The organism is Stappia taiwanensis (assembly GCF_014635285.1).
GTDB lineage: Bacteria > Pseudomonadota > Alphaproteobacteria > Rhizobiales > Stappiaceae > Stappia > Stappia taiwanensis.
Genome location: NZ_BMCR01000003.1, coordinates 574598 through 592148, shown reverse-complemented (window position 1 = coordinate 592148; position 17551 = coordinate 574598). Strand labels below are relative to the sequence as shown.

At 66.1% G+C, this 17551-nt stretch carries 16 protein-coding genes; 5 read left to right on the top strand and 11 right to left on the bottom strand.

Annotated elements, in window-relative coordinates; all coding sequences use genetic code 11:
- Positions 1-32 precede the first annotated feature (32 nt).
- On the top strand, positions 33-515 hold the full coding sequence (locus tag IEV83_RS10130) for an RT0821/Lpp0805 family surface protein (RefSeq protein WP_209003077.1): 483 nt from the start codon (positions 33-35) through the stop codon (positions 513-515).
- A 135-nt stretch (positions 516-650) separates the two neighbouring features.
- Positions 651-1610, top strand: a complete 960-nt coding sequence (locus IEV83_RS10125; RefSeq protein WP_181760409.1) for a DnaJ C-terminal domain-containing protein — start codon at positions 651-653, stop codon at positions 1608-1610.
- Between the two features lie 268 nt (positions 1611-1878).
- Here IEV83_RS10125 and IEV83_RS10120 read toward each other — a convergent pair whose 3' ends face one another.
- From IEV83_RS10120 to IEV83_RS10110, 3 genes are all read right to left on the bottom strand, one after another.
- Positions 1879-2742, bottom strand: a complete 864-nt coding sequence (locus tag IEV83_RS10120; RefSeq protein WP_181760410.1) for an SDR family oxidoreductase — start codon at positions 2740-2742, stop codon at positions 1879-1881.
- Between the two features lie 74 nt (positions 2743-2816).
- Positions 2817-3572 (bottom strand): crotonase/enoyl-CoA hydratase family protein, encoded by a 756-nt coding sequence (locus IEV83_RS10115; protein WP_181760411.1) that lies wholly within the window; start codon positions 3570-3572, stop codon positions 2817-2819.
- Between the two features lie 31 nt (positions 3573-3603).
- On the bottom strand, positions 3604-5370 hold the full coding sequence (locus tag IEV83_RS10110; protein WP_181760412.1) for an acyl-CoA dehydrogenase: 1767 nt from the start codon (positions 5368-5370) through the stop codon (positions 3604-3606).
- A 212-nt stretch (positions 5371-5582) separates the two neighbouring features.
- Here IEV83_RS10110 and IEV83_RS10105 point away from each other — a divergent pair, with 212 nt between their 5' ends.
- The 3 genes from IEV83_RS10105 to IEV83_RS10095 all read left to right on the top strand — a co-directional run bounded on the left by IEV83_RS10105 (position 5583) and on the right by IEV83_RS10095 (position 8462).
- Entirely contained in the window at positions 5583-6575 is a 993-nt protein-coding gene (locus IEV83_RS10105) for an L-threonylcarbamoyladenylate synthase (protein WP_181760413.1), read from the top strand.
- 559 nt (positions 6576-7134) lie between these two features.
- On the top strand, positions 7135-8064 hold the full coding sequence (locus IEV83_RS10100) for a histone deacetylase family protein (RefSeq protein ID WP_181760414.1): 930 nt from the start codon (positions 7135-7137) through the stop codon (positions 8062-8064).
- A gap of 143 nt (positions 8065-8207) precedes the next feature.
- Positions 8208-8462 carry an exodeoxyribonuclease VII small subunit gene (locus tag IEV83_RS10095; protein ID WP_181760415.1) on the top strand — a complete coding sequence of 85 codons (255 nt, stop codon included), beginning with the start codon at positions 8208-8210 and terminating at the stop codon, positions 8460-8462.
- A gap of 8 nt (positions 8463-8470) precedes the next feature.
- On the opposite strand, the gene IEV83_RS10090 is transcribed toward IEV83_RS10095, so the two are convergent.
- The 8 genes from IEV83_RS10090 to dxs form a co-directional block, all read right to left on the bottom strand.
- Positions 8471-9589 carry a class I SAM-dependent methyltransferase gene (locus tag IEV83_RS10090; protein WP_209003076.1) on the bottom strand — a complete coding sequence of 373 codons (1119 nt, stop codon included), beginning with the start codon at positions 9587-9589 and terminating at the stop codon, positions 8471-8473.
- A 44-nt stretch (positions 9590-9633) separates the two neighbouring features.
- Positions 9634-10884, bottom strand: a complete 1251-nt coding sequence (locus IEV83_RS10085) for a class I SAM-dependent RNA methyltransferase (protein ID WP_181760416.1) — start codon at positions 10882-10884, stop codon at positions 9634-9636.
- 49 nt (positions 10885-10933) lie between these two features.
- Complete coding sequence (locus IEV83_RS10080; protein WP_181760417.1) at positions 10934-11677, bottom strand: TlyA family RNA methyltransferase; 744 nt, start codon at positions 11675-11677, stop codon at positions 10934-10936.
- 15 nt (positions 11678-11692) lie between these two features.
- Positions 11693-11827 carry a hypothetical protein gene (locus IEV83_RS20355; RefSeq protein ID WP_280513993.1) on the bottom strand — a complete coding sequence of 45 codons (135 nt, stop codon included), beginning with the start codon at positions 11825-11827 and terminating at the stop codon, positions 11693-11695.
- Positions 11828-11860: 33 nt separating this feature from the next.
- Complete coding sequence (locus IEV83_RS10075) at positions 11861-12481, bottom strand: SCO family protein (RefSeq protein WP_181760418.1); 621 nt, start codon at positions 12479-12481, stop codon at positions 11861-11863.
- Between the two features lie 7 nt (positions 12482-12488).
- Positions 12489-13022 (bottom strand): copper chaperone PCu(A)C, encoded by a 534-nt coding sequence (locus tag IEV83_RS10070; RefSeq protein WP_181760419.1) that lies wholly within the window; start codon positions 13020-13022, stop codon positions 12489-12491.
- 690 nt (positions 13023-13712) lie between these two features.
- Positions 13713-15089, bottom strand: a complete 1377-nt coding sequence (locus IEV83_RS10065) for an MFS transporter (protein WP_181760420.1) — start codon at positions 15087-15089, stop codon at positions 13713-13715.
- Positions 15090-15274: 185 nt separating this feature from the next.
- Positions 15275-17197, bottom strand: a complete 1923-nt coding sequence (dxs, locus tag IEV83_RS10060) for a 1-deoxy-D-xylulose-5-phosphate synthase (RefSeq protein ID WP_181760421.1) — start codon at positions 17195-17197, stop codon at positions 15275-15277.
- Between the last annotated feature and the right edge of the window lie 354 nt (positions 17198-17551).

Below are 17551 nucleotides of genomic sequence, written 5' to 3'. Positions count from 1 at the left end.
TCACCGAAGTTCAGGTATGGGACGGTTGCCCAATGCAGTGCAAGCAAGCGACATATACCGTTTTTGACCGGTTGCGCCAGCCACAGCTTGCACTGCTGATCTCCTGCGCCCTGCTTACCAGCGCGTGCAGCGGCGTCTCCATGCCGGTCGGCAGCGCCGATGTCGAAGTCCCGCTCGACCTGACAGGGTCTATCGACGCCCAGCAAGATGCCGCGGATGTGGACATTGGCAGGGAAGACCGGGTGATCATCGCCCGGACGATCGCCGAGGCCAGCGATGGCGCGCGCACCGCGCCGCCGCTTTCCTGGAACAATCCGGTCACCGGAAATTCCGGCACCATCCTCTCCCTTGTCGAGGACAAGGTCGCCGGCGGCACCGGTTGTTCCAGCTTCGAAACAACGGCCAACACCATTGGCGGCGTGCGCGCCTATCGCGGCGTTGCCTGCCGTGATGCCATGCAGGACTGGGCGGTGATCGAGTTGAAGACCTCATCGGCGCCGGACAGCGACGCCTGAGCTTCGCGCAGGCCGTATCTGCGGCAAAATCCCCAGGCGAGAGATCTGGATTTTATTCCTATCAAATCCCATATGGCTCTTAGGCACCTGGCAGGTGTATACCCTTAAGACCCCTAAGCAAACGCGGTCGGAGCGATGCGTGATCCCTACAGCGTTCTCGGCGTCGATAAATCGGCGAGCGAGGCGGACATCAAGCGAGCCTTTCGCAAGCTCGCCAAATCCTATCATCCGGACCAGAATGCCGGAGACCCGAAGGCACAAGAGCGCTTTGCCGAGGCGAACCAGGCCTATGAAATCCTTGGCGACAAGGAAAAGCGGGGCCAGTTCGACCGCGGCGAGATCGACGCCGAAGGCAAGCCGCGCTTCCAGGCACATGGTTTCGACGGGTTCGCCGACAGCGACCTGTTCCGCAATGCCGGCGGGCCGCGCGGCGGCTTTCGCCAGGGCGCGGCTGGTGGCGGAGCCTTCGACGATATCCTGAACGATATCCTTGGCGGGTTCGGCGGACGAGGTCGCGCGGCCGGGGGCCGGGGCGCGGGCGCCCGAGGCCCCGCACCGAAACGGGGCGCCGATGCTCATCTCGTCGCCCGCGTCACCCTCGAACAGCTCGTTCATGACGGCAAGGCGCGGGTCACCCTGCCCAGCGGCAAGACACTGGATGTCAGCTTGCCGGCCGGCACGGTCGATGGCGAGAAAATCCGCCTGCGCGGCCAGGGACACCCGGGTGATTACGGCGGGGCGGCCGGCGATGCCATCGTCGAGATCCGGCTTGCCCGACATGCCCTGTTCACACCGAGCGACGACGATCTCAGGCTCGACCTGCCGCTGACGCTCTATGAAGCGGTGCTTGGCGGAAAGGTGCGCGTTCCCACGCTGGATGGCGCCATCAACCTGAACATCGCCCCGAACGCCAACAGCGGCAAGACCATGCGCCTGAAGGGCAAGGGCCTTCCCAACAAGCAGGGCGGACGCGGCGACCTCCTGATCACCCTGCGCATCACCCTGCCGGAAGAGCCGGACGAGGAGCTGGAAACCCTGATGCGCGCATGGCAGGAACTGCGGCCCTATCGCGCACGCGGACCGGAGTTCGACTGAGCTGAAAGGCGATCTCCCAATGCGACAGCGCCGTCGGAGACATCATCGCGAGGAGCGTTTTCCGGTCGCCCGGGCGATCGCATTCGCGATCTGCCTCGCCGCCGTCGTCGGGGCACTGTTCTGGCGCGCGAAGGGCTGGTAGCTCCGCCCTTCGCGCCCACAATCGTCGTCTCAGCTTCCTTGGGCCCACTTGAGGGCAAGCCCATAGCTCCCCCCTTTTGCCGGGCAAAGTCCGAGCGTTACCCCTTTGCCGGGCAAAGTCCGAGCGTTATTCCTTTGCCGGGCCAAGCCCGACGGGTGGCTCGCTGTCATCCGGCACGAAGAAGTCCGGCATCAGCGGCTGCGCAGGATCGACCCGGTAGCGGTCGAAATCGGTCACGCCCCGCGCGGTAAGGAACGTGTCGTCGATCAGGAAATTGCCGCTGAAGGATTTCGCCGGGCTGGTGAAGATCTCATAGGCCGCATCGGCGAGAATCTCCGGCGTGCGGCTCTTGCTCACCATATCGTCACCGCCGATCAGATTGCGCACCGCCGCCGTGGCGATGGTGGTGCGCGGCCACAGGGCGTTGACACCAATCCCCTTGGGCCGCAGCTCCCCGGCCAGCCCTAGCACCGCCAAGCTCATACCGTATTTGGCGATGGCATAAGGGGTGAACGGCGCAAACCACTTTTCCTGCATGTCGAGCGGCGGCGACAGCATCAGGATATGCGGATTGTCCGCGCGGGCGAGATGATCGAGCGCATGCTTGCAGCAGACCAGGGTGCCCCGGGTGTTGATCTGATGCATCAGATCGAACCGCTTCATGTCGGTTGCCGCGAGCGGGGTCAACTGAATGGCGCTGGCGTTGTTGACGAGAATGTCGAGCCCGCCGAAGGTCGCCGCCGCCTTGTCGATGGCCTCCTTGACCTGCGTCTCCTCGCGCACATCGACGATCAGCGGCAGGGCCTTGCCGCCGGCGGCCTCGATCTCCTCGGCCGCGGTGTAGATCGTTCCTTCCAGCTTCGGATGCGGCTCCGCCGTCTTGGCGGCTATGGCGATATTGGCGCCATCGCGCGCGGCGCGCAGCGCAATCGCCTTGCCGATGCCCCTCGAGGCCCCGGTGATGAACAGCGTCTTTCCCTTGAGCGACATGCCGCCCTCCCTTTTCCTTCCCCGACCGGTCCGTCACCGGACCGGCCCCATCACTTTGAGAGTGCCTTGCGCTCTCAGTCCCTGGCTTGCGATCTGGCCATGAACGCGGTGAAGGCAGCCTTGGCCTCCTCCGAGCGCAGACGCTGTGCGAACAGCTCGATTTCCTCCTTCATCCGCGTATGCAGGACAGTCCGGTCGCCGATCAGCAATCGACGCGACAGGGCCATCGCCTCCGCCGGTTTGGCGGCGATCGCCTTGGCGCACTGAAGCGCCTCCAGCTCGATGGCTTCCTCCGCAACGATGTGATTGACGAGACCGGCGGCCTTGGCCCGCACCGGATCGAACCCTTCCCCGAGGCACAACAGCTCAAAGGCACGGCCGTGCCCCATCCGCTGCGGCGCCAAAAGGCTGGCGCCGGCCTCCGGTACCAGCCCCAGATCGAGGAACGGCGTCTTGAACAGGGCGCGCGGGCTCGCATAGACCATGTCGCAATGGAACAGGAGCGTGGTGCCGACGCCGATGGCCAGGCCATCGACCGCCGCCACCAGCGGTGTTTCGCAGCGCGCCAGCGCACGCAGGAACCGCACCACCGGCGCATCCGCCATGCCGCCATCGCCCATCGCGTATTGCAGGAAATCGGCGATATCGTTGCCGGCGGTGAAGGCCCCCGGCACGCCGCAGAGCAGATGCGCGCGGATATCCGGATCGTCGTTGCCACGCTCCAGCGCCTCGGACAAGGCGGTGTACATCTCGCCGGTGAGGGCGTTCTTCTTGGCTGGCCGGTTGAGGCGCAGAACCTGCACCCCACCAGCGGTTTCGATTTCGATCATGCGCTCCTCCGCAATCCGGTCTTTCCGGCCCTCATGCCTCGGCCCGATAGGCCAGCACCACATCCGACGCAGTGGCGATCTGCGCCGCCAGGGCCCCAGTCTCGCCGAGATGGCTGGCCGCGAAATAGCGGGCGAGCACAATACGGTGCGCGCCGGCGCTCTCGTCCGCATCCGAAGCAAGCGCCCCCTTGGCGAGCAGCGCGGCGCCCAGCGTCAGCCCCATCAGGCGCAGGAAGGGCGTCGCCCCGGCAAGGGCCTCCGCCTGGCGCCCCTCCGCCTGCGCTCTCAGCATCCAGTCGGCAGCACCGCGCAGATCGGCCAGCGCCCGTTGCAGCGCCACGCCCATCGGCTCGAAGCCTTCGCGACCATCGTCCCTTGCGGCAGCGGCAACCGCTGCCAGCTCATCGAGCAACCCCTGCAGGTGCTCGCCGCCGGACAGCGGCAGCTTGCGCAGCACCAGATCGATCGACTGGATACCGTTGGTGCCCTCATAGATCGGCGCGATGCGTGCGTCGCGGAAATGCTGGGCCGCGCCGGTCTCCTCCACATAGCCCATGCCGCCATGGATCTGCACGCCGAGGGACGCGACCTCGACGCCGATATCGGTGGAGAGCGCCTTGGCGATCGGCGTCAGCATGGCCGCGCGCTCGTTCCAGTGCCGGCGCTCCGCCTCGCCCGCCAGCCGCGCCATGTCGATGGCATGGGCGTTGGCGTAGCAGATCGCCCGGGCCACCTGGGTCCAGGCCTGCATCGACAGCAGCGAGCGCTTGATATCCGGATGGTCGGCAATGGGGCTCATGCCGGCCCCATCGGCGCCCGGCGCCCGGCCCTGACGCCGGTCCAGCGCATAGGCGAGCGCCTGCTGGGTGGCGCGTTCGGCAACCCCGAGACCCTGAATGCCGACGGCCAGCCGGGCGTTGTTCATCATGGTGAACATGCAGGCGAGACCACGGTTTTCCTCGCCGATCAGCCAACCGACCGCACCGTCGCCATCGCCGAACGCCATGGTGCAGGTGGGCGAGCCGTGAATGCCCAGCTTGTGCTCCACGCCGGCGCAGCGCACATCGTTGCACTCGCCCAGCGAGCCGTCCGGGTTGACGAAGAACTTCGGTACCAGGAACAGCGAAATGCCCCGGGTGCCGGCGGGCGCATCGGGAAGCCGTGCCAACACCAGATGAATGATGTTGTCGGTCAGATCATGCTCACCATAGGTGATGAAGATCTTCTGGCCGAAGATCCGGTAGGTGCCGTCCTCGGCCCGCTCGGCCCGCGCGCGCAAGGCATTGAGGTCGGAACCGGCCTGCGGCTCGGTCAGGTTCATGGTGCCCATCCACTCGCCGGACACCAGTTTCGGCAGATAGGTTTCCTGCAGATAGGGACTTGCGTGCTTTTCCAGCGCCTCGACCGCACCGGCCGTCAACGTCGGCCCGATGGCAAAGGCCATGGATCCGGAATTCCACATCTCCAGCGCCGCCGCCTGCAGCATCATCGGCAGCGCCTGGCCGCCATGTTCCTCAGGGCCGGTCAGCGAGTTCCACCCGCCTTCCGCCCAGGCGCGATAGGCTTCCTTCCAGCCCGGTGCGGTGGTGACGGCGCCGTCTTCCAGTCGCGTCCCCTGTCGGTCGCCAACGGTGTTCAGCGGTGCGATTTCCTCCGCCGCGAACCGGCCTGCCTCCTCCAGAATCGCCAGGACAAGATCATCGGACACTTCGGTGTGGTCGGCATGGGCCTGCACATCGGCAAGACCGGCGACCTCCTTCAGCGTGAACGCGATCTCCGAAACGGGGGCACGGTACATAAGGCAGGTCTCCTTGAACTGATTGCGTTGTCCCGACTTGACGGAACAGGAAAGTCGCCGCAGAACGCCCCGGCGCGGCGCGAACCGACGACAGGGCGCGGTGTGAAGATGAAGCCTGTTGACGTAAACGTCAATCACTGACGTTGCGACAGCATCCGGCGAATGCGGCGCGCTGGCGCGCTCCGCAGGATACGCCGTTCTGGATGGATAGCATGCGACGCTGGACGATCGACCCGAATACCCGCAACTGGATGGCCTCGCCGGAGCTTACCGCAGCGGTGCGCGACCTGTCGGACGGGCATCTTGTCGCAGTGCCGACGGAAACCGTCTACGGGCTCGCCGCCGATGCCACCAGCAACGAGGCCTGCGCAGCGATCTTTACAGCCAAGGGGCGGCCGCGCTTCAACCCGCTGATCAGTCATGTCGAATCGCTGGCCGCCGCCGAGAAACACGGCAGGTTTGACGAGCGCGCCCGCGCTCTGGCGGAAGCGTTCTGGCCCGGCGCGCTGACGCTGGTGGTGCCGAAGCGGGAAGACAGCCCCGTGTGCGACCTGGCCACCGCCGGGCTCGACACCATCGCGCTGAGGGTTCCGTCCGCGGCAATCATGCGCGATCTGGCCGCCGCCAGCGGCCGTCCGCTCGCCGCACCGAGCGCCAATCGCTCCGGCAGGATCAGCGCGACCACCGCCGAGGCCGCCGCCGAGGACCTCGGCGCCTCGCTGGCGCTGGTGATCGACGGCGGCGCAACGCCGGTCGGGGTGGAATCCACCATCATCGCCTTGGTCGACGACAAGGCTCGGCTGCTGCGGCCCGGCGGGATTGCCCGGGACAAGATTGAAGCGGTGCTGGGCACGCCGCTGTTCGCCCCGGAAGGCAACGCCACCGCCGCACCGCAGGCGCCCGGGATGCTGACCTCGCACTACGCCCCGAACGCGCCCTTGCGGCTCAACGCGGCGGATGTCCGGCCCGGCGAGGCGCTGCTTGCCTTCGGCGCGCCCCTTCCCGAAGGCGCGGAGCAGGCCGTGGCGATCGAAAACCTCAGCCCGCGCGGCGATATGGTCGAGGCGGCGACGCGGCTGTTTTCCGCCCTGCGCAGGCTCGACGGTGCCGGCGCCTCCGGCATCGCCGCCATGCCGATCCCCGAGGCGGGACTTGGCGAAGCGATCAACGACCGCCTGCGCCGCGCCGCCGCACCGCGCGACTGATCGGGCGAAGGTCCGAACACCTGCCCGGACGGCTGGCAGCGCCCCGCCTGCCGTAGAGATACCCGTTGCCGCGCCCCGCGCGCCCAAGGCCATCCTCGCGGCCGCGGGAACCGACAAAGCAGCCGCAACCTCCGCGACAGATTTTGCCCCGCCCCTGTCATAATTTACGATATAAAAATACCAATATTCGCAAATTTTTGAATAAATGCTTCGTAGCACTTCGCGAAGACGCAAGAATCGAATAATATGAACATTGAAATTTCAGGAGATGCACCGAACCTCCCCAACGGGCCATTTTGCCCGCACCTTCCCCCGGGGTCGGCATGAAAATGTCGCCCCGGCTTTCTTTGGGCCGCCGGCGGCATAAACCTTTTTGGCTGACAGGCCGGATTTCCGATCGCTCATCCCTTATCCGCGCGCAGACCGGCGGGCGGGTGTGGCTTGCGTTCGCCAGGACCCAAGCTGCGCTTCGGTTTTGACCTGACGCATTGACAGCCACCGGCGGCGGCGATCAGATGCGGAGAAATAATCAGAAAACGCAATTTTCAAGGAAACGCTCTTGGCAACCCTCTACCTGCATCATTCCTCCTATCTCGATCATCTGACGCCTGTTGGACATCCCGAACGTCCCGACCGCATCCGTGCCATCGACCGCATTCTGGAGCACGAGCGCTTCCAGTCGCTTGAGCGGGACATCGCCCCGATGGGGACGGTTGCCGATATCGTGCGGGCGCATCCCATGTCCTACATCGACATGGTGCACAACAGCGCGCCCACCGAAGGGCTCATTCGGATCGACGCCGACACCACCATGTCGCCCGGCACCTGGGAAGCGGCCATGCGCGGGGTCGGCAGTGCCTGCCGCGCGGTGGACGAGGTGATGGAGCGCAAGGTGTCCAATGCCTTCTGCGCCAGTCGCCCCCCCGGCCATCATGCGGAAAAAGACCGGGCGATGGGCTTCTGCCTGTTCAACAACGCGGCCGTTGCCGCCCGCTACGCCCAGGCCAAACACGGTGCGGAGCGGGTCGCCATCATCGATTTCGACGTGCACCACGGCAACGGCACCCAGGATATCTTCTGGAACGACCCGACGGTGATGTACTGCTCCACGCACCAGATGCCGCTTTATCCCGGCTCCGGCGCGGCGAGCGAGCGCGGCGAGGCCGACACCATCGTCAACGCCCCGCTGGCCGCCGGCGATGGCGGCGAGGAATTCCGCGAAGCGATGGACATCGCCATCCTGCCGCGACTGGAAGCGTTCTCTCCCGATCTGGTGCTGATTTCCGCCGGTTTCGATGCCCATGTGCGCGACCCGCTCGGCGGCTTGCGTCTGGTGGAGGCGGATTTCGCTTGGGCCACGTCAAAGCTGATGGAGCTCGCCGACCGGCATTGCGGCGGCCGGGTGGTCTCCCTGCTTGAAGGCGGCTACGACCTTGAGGGGCTGGCCCGCTCCGTGGCGGCCCATATCATGATCCTGATGAAGTCCTGACGCGGGTGGCGGGTATCCACCCCGGAGACCCGCCGCTGTCCACAAGAGGCGGCGACCCGTCGCTGGGGATGCTTGCTGCCGGCGGGCAAGGCTTATAGGTTTGCGGCACGTATCTCTCATCCTCGCGCAGGGAATCCGACGCCTTGACCCATGACAGCAGCGAACCGGCCATCGGCGATCTCTCCTTCGAGACCGCGCTGAAGGAACTTGAAGAGATCGTCGGACGGCTGGAGCGGGGCGACGTCCCGCTGGAGGAAAGCATCAAGCTCTATTCGCGCGGTGAGGCGCTGCGGCGTCATTGCGACCGGCTGCTGAAATCCGCCGAAGCGAAGGTGGAGAAGATCCAGCTTTCCGAAGAGGGCGCCGCCACCGGAACCACCCCGCTCGACGTCGACTGAGCCTGGCGTCACGCCGGCCCACGCTTTTCATACACCGCGATGCGGGTCAGGAAGGCGGTGGACAGCTCCACCCGCGTGAGGCCACCCACCGCGAACAGCCCATCCAGATCCTCTTCCAGGTAGCTGCCGAAATACGGCTCATGGAACAGCGCCGGAAACAGGGAGAGCAGCCCGTCGTTTTCCGGCCGGTCGCCGCTCTGCAGGCTGTCCGCGAAGATCAGCGTTCCGCCCGGCTTCAACACCCGCGCCAGTTCCCGCGCCACAATCGCCCGCACCTTCGGCGGCAGCTCGTGGAACAGATAGACGCAGCTCACCACATCGAGGCTTTCTGTCGCGAAGGGCAATGCCTCCGCATTGGCGGCCACAAACCGCGCGCGGGCCGCGCGCCGGCGGTCAAGCGCGGCGCGGGCATGCTGCAAATAGGGTTTGGACAGATCCACCCCGATGCCGGAAAGACGCGGAAAAGCCGTGAGCGCCGGCGCCAGCAACCCGCCGGTGCCGCAGGCGATATCCGCGTAGGCGACCTGACGCTGATCGACCCGGCGCAAGAGCTTTGACAAGGGCACCAGCGCCTGCCGGCGCATGGCCGCTGTCGCTCCCTTGAACAGCACCTCCACCTGAAAATCATAGAGCCGGGCGCTGTCGCGCGACAGCCAGCCATCGGTCTGGAAATGGAAATTCTGCCGGTAGTAGCGCGGCAGGCCCTTAGGCGTCTCCCGTGTCGCCTCGAACACCTCCTGATGGCGGCCGGAGACACGCCGGCGGGCGACCGCCGGCACGTCGGCCAGGAACCGGCGGCTTAGGTCGAGGAACGCCAGCGGGCTGCCGAACTCGCCGCGCGGCAGCGGATAATGCCCGGCCTCCACATTGGCGAGATCGCGGCGGAACAGGGCACCGATCTGGCCGAACAACTCCGCCCGATCCGGCAGCGGCGCTTTCGCGCGGCGTCGCGCCGCCGGCCTGTCGCCGGCCGAGGGGCGCGGCTTTCCCGCCCCCGCCGAAGCGGTGACCTGCCGGGTGATGGCCTGCGCCAGTTCGCCCTGAACGGTGAACCAGCCGACACGAGCCCCCTGCCGCGCCGCATAGCCAGCACGGCGCATCCAGGTCTGTAGCGGAGTTCTCGCCATGGCGCTCTCCCCTCTCCGCCGGAGCGCGAGAGGCGGCCAGCGGCTTAGCCGTCGCGGTGCAGCACCACGACCACCTCAATATGGGGCGAATAGCGGAACTGGTCCACCGGCAGCACGCTCTCGATCCGGTAGCCGCCATCGACCAGATGACGCAGATCCCGCGCCAAGGTGGCGGGATTACAGGAGACCGCGACCACGGTCGGCACCTTCGAGCGGGCGATCTCCCGTGCCTGCGCCTCGGCGCCTGCGCGGGGCGGATCGAACACCACCGCCTCGACGCCCTCGCCGTAATCGTCAATCTCAAGGGCCGTCAGCGGATTGCGGAAGAGATCGCGCCGTTCGATGCGCACGGGCCGCAAGCCGGAGGCGCCCCGCGCCGCCCGATCGAGCGCGGCAAGCGCCGCCGCCTCTCCCTCGACCGCATGCACGGTGGCCTTGCGCGCCAGGCGCAGGGCAAAGGTGCCTGATCCTGCAAAGAGATCGGCGACCTTGCGCGCCTTGCCGACCCCGGCGACGACGCGCTCGGCCAGGGCCGCCTCGCCTTCCGCCGTTGCCTGAACGAAGCCGCCCGGCGGCGGCACCAACGGAGCGCCGCCGATGTCGAGCAATGGCGCACGGGCCTCCACCAGCACATCGCCGTTGAGCGACAGGCGGGCGAAGCCGGCGGCCATGGCGGTTTCCACCAGTTCCGGCACCATCTGCCGGGTCACCCGCACCGGCGAGGCCAAGGCCACGTCGAGCCCGGTCTTCGTCGCCAGCACCGACAGGGTGACCTCCCCCTTGCGTGGCAGCACCGGTTTTGCCACCGCGCTGAGATCGGCCAGCGCCGCGACGATTTCCGGCACCAAGACCGGACACTCGCGAATGGCGACCAGCCGATGGCTTGCCCGCTGATGATAGCCAAGCAGAACCCGGCCACCGGCACCGGTGGCCGCCAGCACCGCCCGGCGCCGCCCGCGCCCGGCCGCATCCACGGTCGGCTCCACCTCCGGCGTCAGCCCGCGCGCGGCCAGCGCCGAGACCACCAGTTCCCGCTTCCAGTCCAGATAGGGGTGATGCGCCATGTGCTGCAGGGCGCAGCCGCCGCAACTGCCGAAATGGCGGCAGACGGGTTCGACCCGCTCCGGCGCCGGCGTCAGAACCTCAGTGAGGCGGGCGCGGGATCCCTGAACGGAGATCCGGACCTCTTCGCCCGGCAGGGTGTAGGGAACATGGACAGGGCCGTCCGGGGTGTCGGTACGGCCCTCGCCCTTGTGCGCAAGGGCGGTGATGGTGGTCGTCAGATCGGTGCTCATGGATGCGCGTTACCGCGCACAGCGCGTCAGCACAAGGAAAAGCCGCCGATCACCCGTCCTTTACACCGCCAAGCAGCCATTCCCGGTTGCCGTCCCCGCCGCAAATCGGCGAGGGATGCAGCCCAAGCACCCGCCAGCCTCGCTGGCTCGCGAACCATCTGGCCAGCTCTTCCGCCACCCTCTCGGCGACATCGGGGGCCACCAGCCCCTTCTTGCCGATGGCCTCGCGCCCGGCCTCGAACTGGGGCTTGACCAGAAACACGGCCTCGGCCCCGGGCGCGGCCAGCGCCAGCGCCGGCGGCAGGGCCAACCGCAGGGAAATGAAGCTCATGTCGGAGACAAGAAACTCCGGGACGTCGCCGTCGAGGTCGTCTCTGGTCAGAGCACGGGCGTTGATGCCATCCTGCCGACGCACCAGCGGATCGGCGGCGATACGCGGATGCAGTTGGTCATGGCCAACGTCGATGGCGTGCACCCGCCGGGCGCCCTCTTCCAGCAACACCTGGGTAAACCCGCCGGTGGAGGCGCCAAGATCGAGCGCGATCCGCCCCTTCGGCGAAAGCGCGAATTGCGCCAGCCCCGCCTTCAGCTTCAGCGCCGCGCGGGAGACATAGCCGGCCGCCGGATCGTCCAAGGAAAGCGGTACGTCCAGGGCGACCCGCTGCCCCGGCTTGGTCACGGCCAGGCCATCGACCCGCACCGCGCCCCTGAGGATCGCGTCCCGCGCCCGGGCACGGCTGTCCATCAGGCCACGATGGACCAGAAGCTGATCAAGCCGTTCCCGCTCAGCCATTGCCCGGCACGCCCTTCAGAAACACCCAGCGAGCCCGGACAGCAGACGATCGACGAACACCCGCTCTCCGTATTTCAGCCAGAGAAACCCGGTGGCCGCCAGGGTCAGCACGACGAAAAGGCCCGCCGGCCACAGCAATTCGTTGCGCATCAGCCCGGCGCTCCACACATGATGGACCGAAAGTCAGGACGCAGCATTGTCGATCAGACGGCGCAGCTTGGCCATGGCGTTCTTCGGGTCTTCCTCATAGGCGATGGTGCCGACGAAGCGGTTATCGCTGTCCATCAGGAAGATCGCCGCCGAATGGTCCATGGTGTAATCGCCACCGTCCAACTCAACCCTGCGGGCATAGACCCGGTAGGCCTTGATGATCGCATCGGTCTGCTCGCGGGTGCCCGACAACGGGCGAATGCGCTTGTCGAAAGCCGCCACATAGTCGCGCATGACTTCGGGCGTATCCCGCTCAGGATCCACCGAGACGAAAGCGAAGTTCATCTTGTCCGCATCCGGCCCAAGCGTCTCGATCCAGCTCTGCACCTCCGCAAGGGTGGTGGGGCAGACATCCGGGCAGAAGGTAAAGCCGAAGAAATAGGCGGTCGGCTTGCCCTTGAAATCCGCCTCGGTCACGATCTTGCCGGTGGATCCGTCGGTCAGGGTGAAGGGGCCGCCAATCGACGCCAGGGGCGCGATCACACTGCCATCCTTCCCGCCCCGATAATAATCGAGCGAAACGTAGGCAACGACCCCGAGCAGGGCGGCTACCGCCGCCCACGCTCCATATCGTACGAGTTTCAAGCCAGACATCCTGTCCTCAATTGCCGGAATTGCCGTTCTTCATACCATTCTTCATGCCACCGTGACCGCCGGCGCCGTGGCCCATGCCTTTGCCCATGCCCTTGGCGCCGATCTTCTCCACCGAGAAGGTGACTTCTACCGGACCGGCCTTCTCGAAGGTCAGGGTCACCGGCACGGTCTCGCCCTGCTTCAGCGGCGCGTTCAGGCCAATGAACATGACATGCAGACCGCCGGGCTTCAGTGCCACGGTCTCGCCGGCCGGAATGGCGATGCCATCGGCCATCGGCCGCATCTTCATGACACCGTCGATAACGGCCATCTCATGCAGTTCAGTCTTCTCGGAGACATTCGCGGCGGCGGAAACCAGCCGGTCATCGCCGCCCTTGTTGGTGATGGTGACGAAGCCGCCACCGGCCTTGGCGTTGGGCGGAGTGGCCCGGGTCCAGGCGTCGGAAAGGGTCAGTTCGCCAAGGGTCACGTCGGCGGCCAGCGCCGGCAGGGAGGTGGCGGTGAGAGCGACGGCAAGGGCCACGGACTTGATGATGTTCATGTGATATCTCGCAAAGTTCAGATGATGTTGGTCGCCGGCACGCAGCTGGTGCCCGGCCGGCATGGCAGAAAACACGCTCGATCCGCGCCGCTCTCCCTTTGCCTGTCGCGGCGCAGGAGATTGGCGGCAGCGGATCGACTCCACTGTCAGACCAAGTGTGGAGGCGCGCGAATTCCCGGCGACCGGGTAGCGTCACAGGCCCCGCCCCTTTCGGCGGTCGGCGCCCACGCCTGGCGAACGGCAGTACGCGCGGCGACGGGCACGCCCGCGCCCGCCGCCGGGGGCACCACCGTCAAGGCCGGACCGTGCGGACACACCGGCCCGCAAGGGCAGAACCCGTCTCCATGGTGCTCGCGAGGGCTTTCCCCACCCTCGGCTTCAAGGCCGAATGCCACCGACCCCAGGCAGAGAATCTGTCCCTGCACCGCGCCATCGCCTGTCTGCGGCATGGCCATGCCCGAGCCCGCTCCCAAGAGCTGCAGAACGAGCACAAGCATGGCGATGAGCGCAAATGGCAAACGCTCACGCCGCAAGGTCCGGAAAAGGGTCGGCTGCCTCATCATCGACCGGACAATGCCTCAAGAGCCTGCCGGCGTCGAGCGCTCAATTGCCGCATGGCCATCGTGTGCACCACATTCAACAGTTGCGGCAGGCATGCCGCACAAGTTCCCTTCCGCCGGCTCTCCCACTCTACGACCGCGCTGGCTGCGGCTCCGGCTCGGACGGATCATCCTCATCGGTTTCGGAGGTCGGCCAGTATTCCTCGACAACGGCACCGTCTTCCAGCGGCGTATCCTGGTCATAGGCCGGGAACTCTTCCGGCGGAATGACATAGGGGTCTTCCACATCGAGCGGTTCGGGCGAGAGCACGTTGCCGAGCTGGGCCGAGGCGGCATAGTCGAAGTCGGTCTTTTCCTCTTCCGAAACGGCCGCCCGCTGGAACACGCGCGAGAGGATATAGAGCGCCAGCGCGCCCTGGATCACCGTGACCTGCAGGAACAACCCCCAGGGACCGACGTTTTCCATCAAGAGAGAGGCGGTCAAGGGGCCGAAGGACGAACCGATGCCGAAGGCGAGATTCATACCCGAGGAGGTCTCGACATAATCATCCGCATCGGCGTGGTCGAAGGCGTGCGAAGCGGCAATCGCATAGGCGGGCTGGGTCGTCACGCCGACCAGGAAGGCGAGCCCGAAGGCCATCGCCGCCCCTTCCACGGTCAGCATCATGAAGGCCAGCCCGACCGAAGCGGCGCAGGCCGCCAGAAACAGCAGCACAAGACGCCGGTCGACCCGGTCGGAAGCCCGACCGATGGGCCATTGCGCCAGCGCCCCGCCGGCGACGATCGCTGCCGCGAAATAGGCGGCATTGTCGTTGGAAAGGCCGATCTGGATCGCATAAAGCGGTGCCATCAACCACAGACCGCCCTGGGTCACGCCGATCAGCAACACCGCCACCAGCGCGGTCGGCGAGTTGCGGTACAGCTTGACCGGCCGCAATCGCACCACGGTGATCGGCGCCGGCTGGTTGGCGGTGGTCAGCGACACCGGAATGACCGCGAGGCTGACCGCAACCGAGGCCACCGCGAAAGGCACGAAGGTGGCGATGTCCATGGTGGTGATGGAGATCTGACCGACGGTCATCGCCGCATAAAGCAACACGATATAGACCGACATGATCTTGCCGCGGTTCTCGTTGCTGGCCTGCTCGTTCAGCCAGCTCTCGACGATCATGTAAAAGCCGGCAAGGCAGAAACCGGAGATCACCCGGATCAGGCTCCAGGCCACCGGATCGACGAGAAGCGGATGCACGATGGCCGCCGCCGACATCAGCGACACCAGCGCGGCAAAGGCGCGGATGTGACCGGCCCGCATGATCACGTAAGGTGCGCCGAGACAGCCGATCACCAGACCGAAGAAATAGCTGGAGGAGACCAGACCGATGGCCACATCGGAAAAGTCGGCCTGCGCGCCGGCCAGCGGCAGCAGGGTGCTTTGCAGGCCGTGTCCCGCAATCAGAAGGGCGATCGACACAAGGAGTGCGGTCACCGGAGCCAATGCCTGCGCCATAATGCTCTCCACCGGCGACAAACGAAAATGAACGCCGGCGGTCAGCACGGCGTTCATTGCATGAGCATTAACCCTTTTAGAAACACGGCGCCGCTGTCAACGAACCGTTTTCGCATAGCGCCATCCCGCATCGCATAGGTCGGGGCGCAGGTCCGGACAAACGGGCGCCGCAGCGCCCGCTCCGCTCAGGCGCGGCGGATGGTGGCAGCGCCCTCCTCGCGGCCCAGCGCCGCGAACACCGTGGTCAGGATGCCCTTGGTGTCGAGCCCGGCGCGCTGATACATGCGCTCCGGCTTGTCATGGTCGAGATAGACATCGGGCAGACACATGGGCCGCACCTTGAGGCCGGAATCCAGAAGGCCGCGCTGCGCCAGAAGATGCAGCACCTGGCTGGCGAAGCCGCCAACGGAGCCTTCCTCCACCAGCACCAGCACTTCATGCTCACGGGCCAGCCGGGCTACCAGATCCTCATCCAGCGGCTTGGCGAAGCGCGCGTCGGCAACCGTGGTCGGCAGTCCGGCGGCATCGAGTTCATCGGCCGCCTTGAGGCATTCGGCCAGCCGTCCGCCGAAGGACAGAAGCGCCACCTTGCCGCCTTCGCGCAAGACCCGCCCCCGGCCGATCTCCAGCGGCACGCCGCGTTCGGGCAGATCGAGCCCGACGCCCTCGCCGCGCGGATAGCGGAAGGAAATCGGCCCTTCGTCATAGGCGGCGGCGGTGGCCACCATATGGCGCAGTTCCGCCTCATCGCCGGCGGCCATCACCACAAAGCCCGGCAGACAGGAAAGGTAGGCGGTGTCGAACGCGCCCGCATGGGTCGGACCGTCGGCGCCAACAAGCCCGGCCCGGTCGATCGGAAAGCGGACGGGCAGACCCTGGATCGCCACATCATGCACGACCTGATCGTAGGCGCGCTGCAGGAAGGTGGAGTAGATCGCGCAGAACGGCTTGAAGCCCTCGGTCGCCATGCCGGCGGCAAAGGTCACCGCATGCTGCTCGGCAATGCCGACATCGAACGTGCGCGTGGGGAACGCTTGGCCGAAAAGATCAAGGCCGGTGCCATCGGGCATGGCCGCGGTGATGCCGACGATCTTGTCGTCGCGCTCGGCTTCCTGCACCAGGCTTTCGGCGAAAACGCGGGTGTAGGAGGGCGCATTGGCCTTGGGCTTCGACTGCTTGCCGGTCACCACGTCGAACTTGGCGACGCCGTGGTACTTGTCGGCCGAATCCTCGGCCGGCGCGTAACCCTTGCCCTTGCGGGTTACTGCATGGATCAGGACCGGCCCCTGATGGGTGTCGCGAACATTCTTCAGCACCGGCAACAGATGGTCGAGATTGTGCCCGTCCACCGGCCCGACGTAGTAAAAGCCCAGCTCCTCGAACATGGTGCCGCCGGTCCAGAACCCGCGCGCATATTCTTCCGCCCGCGCCGCCTTCTGCTGAAGCTGGCGCGGCAGCACCTTGGCCAGCTGCTTGGCCGCATCGCGGATCGACAGATAAGTACGTCCGGAAACCAGGCGCGCCAGATAGGCGCTCATCGCCCCGACCGGCGGGGCGATCGACATGTCGTTGTCGTTAAGAATGACGATCAGCCGCGAATGCTGGGCACCGGCGTTGTTCATGGCCTCATAGGCCATGCCGGCGGACATGGCGCCATCGCCAATCACGGCAATGATATTGTTGTCGCGGCTGTCGAGATCGCGAGCGACCGCCATGCCGAGGCCAGCGGAAATCGAGGTGGAGGAGTGCGCCGCGCCGAAGGGATCGAACTCGCTCTCGCTGCGCTTGGTGAAGCCGGACAGGCCATCGCCCTGGCGCAGGGTGCGGATACGGTCCCGCCGACCGGTGAGGATCTTGTGTGGATAGCACTGATGTCCCACGTCCCAGATCAGCCGGTCCTGAGGGGTATTGAAGACGTAATGGATCGCCAGCGTCAGTTCGACCACGCCAAGACCGGCGCCCAGATGTCCGCCGGTGACGGACACCGCGTCGATCATTTCCGCGCGCAGTTCATCGGCCACCTGGCGCAGATCGCTCTCATCGAGCGTGCGGAGCCGGTCCGGGGTCGGAACGGTATCGAGAAGCGGCGTATCGGGGCGTTGGTACACGGGCTGAATCCCAAGGTTTCGTCAGATCGCATCGACGCTGAAGACAGCGCGCTGGATAGCACCATCTGTACATAGGGTGCAAACCCCGAACAGACCAAACCCCGCAGGCAGGCACGCCCGGAACGGTCACAAACAGACGGAGCCAGGCGGTCGACCGTCGCCACCAGAGCGACGCCGTGCCGAAAAACACGACATGCCTCACCTAAAAGGGTGATGCATTGTAGCGCAAAATCTACTAAATAGAAGTTGTGGTCGATGGGGCCACGTGCACAGTGATCGACTTGAGGTCGTGCAATCGCGCACGACCTCTTTTTTTGTCCGGATTTTGGGCAGACCGCGCGCGCCCCACCCGTA

Coding starts and splice junctions, on each gene's coding strand:
- IEV83_RS10130 (WP_209003077.1), top strand. CDS start 33: ATGCAGTGCAAGCAAGCGACATATACCGTTTTTGACCGGTTGCGCCAG.
- IEV83_RS10070 (WP_181760419.1), bottom strand. CDS start 13,022: ATGAACATCATCAAGTCCGTGGCCCTTGCCGTCGCTCTCACCGCCACC.
- IEV83_RS10120 (WP_181760410.1), bottom strand. CDS start 2,742: ATGTCGCTCAAGGGAAAGACGCTGTTCATCACCGGGGCCTCGAGGGGC.
- IEV83_RS10075 (WP_181760418.1), bottom strand. CDS start 12,481: ATGTCTGGCTTGAAACTCGTACGATATGGAGCGTGGGCGGCGGTAGCC.
- IEV83_RS10105 (WP_181760413.1), top strand. CDS start 5,583: ATGCGACGCTGGACGATCGACCCGAATACCCGCAACTGGATGGCCTCG.
- IEV83_RS10110 (WP_181760412.1), bottom strand. CDS start 5,370: ATGTACCGTGCCCCCGTTTCGGAGATCGCGTTCACGCTGAAGGAGGTC.
- IEV83_RS10065 (WP_181760420.1), bottom strand. CDS start 15,089: ATGGCGCAGGCATTGGCTCCGGTGACCGCACTCCTTGTGTCGATCGCC.
- IEV83_RS10085 (WP_181760416.1), bottom strand. CDS start 10,884: ATGAGCACCGATCTGACGACCACCATCACCGCCCTTGCGCACAAGGGC.
- IEV83_RS10115 (WP_181760411.1), bottom strand. CDS start 3,572: ATGATCGAAATCGAAACCGCTGGTGGGGTGCAGGTTCTGCGCCTCAAC.
- IEV83_RS10080 (WP_181760417.1), bottom strand. CDS start 11,677: ATGGCTGAGCGGGAACGGCTTGATCAGCTTCTGGTCCATCGTGGCCTG.
- IEV83_RS10125 (WP_181760409.1), top strand. CDS start 651: ATGCGTGATCCCTACAGCGTTCTCGGCGTCGATAAATCGGCGAGCGAG.
- IEV83_RS10090 (WP_209003076.1), bottom strand. CDS start 9,589: ATGGCGAGAACTCCGCTACAGACCTGGATGCGCCGTGCTGGCTATGCG.
- IEV83_RS20355 (WP_280513993.1), bottom strand. CDS start 11,827: ATGCGCAACGAATTGCTGTGGCCGGCGGGCCTTTTCGTCGTGCTGACC.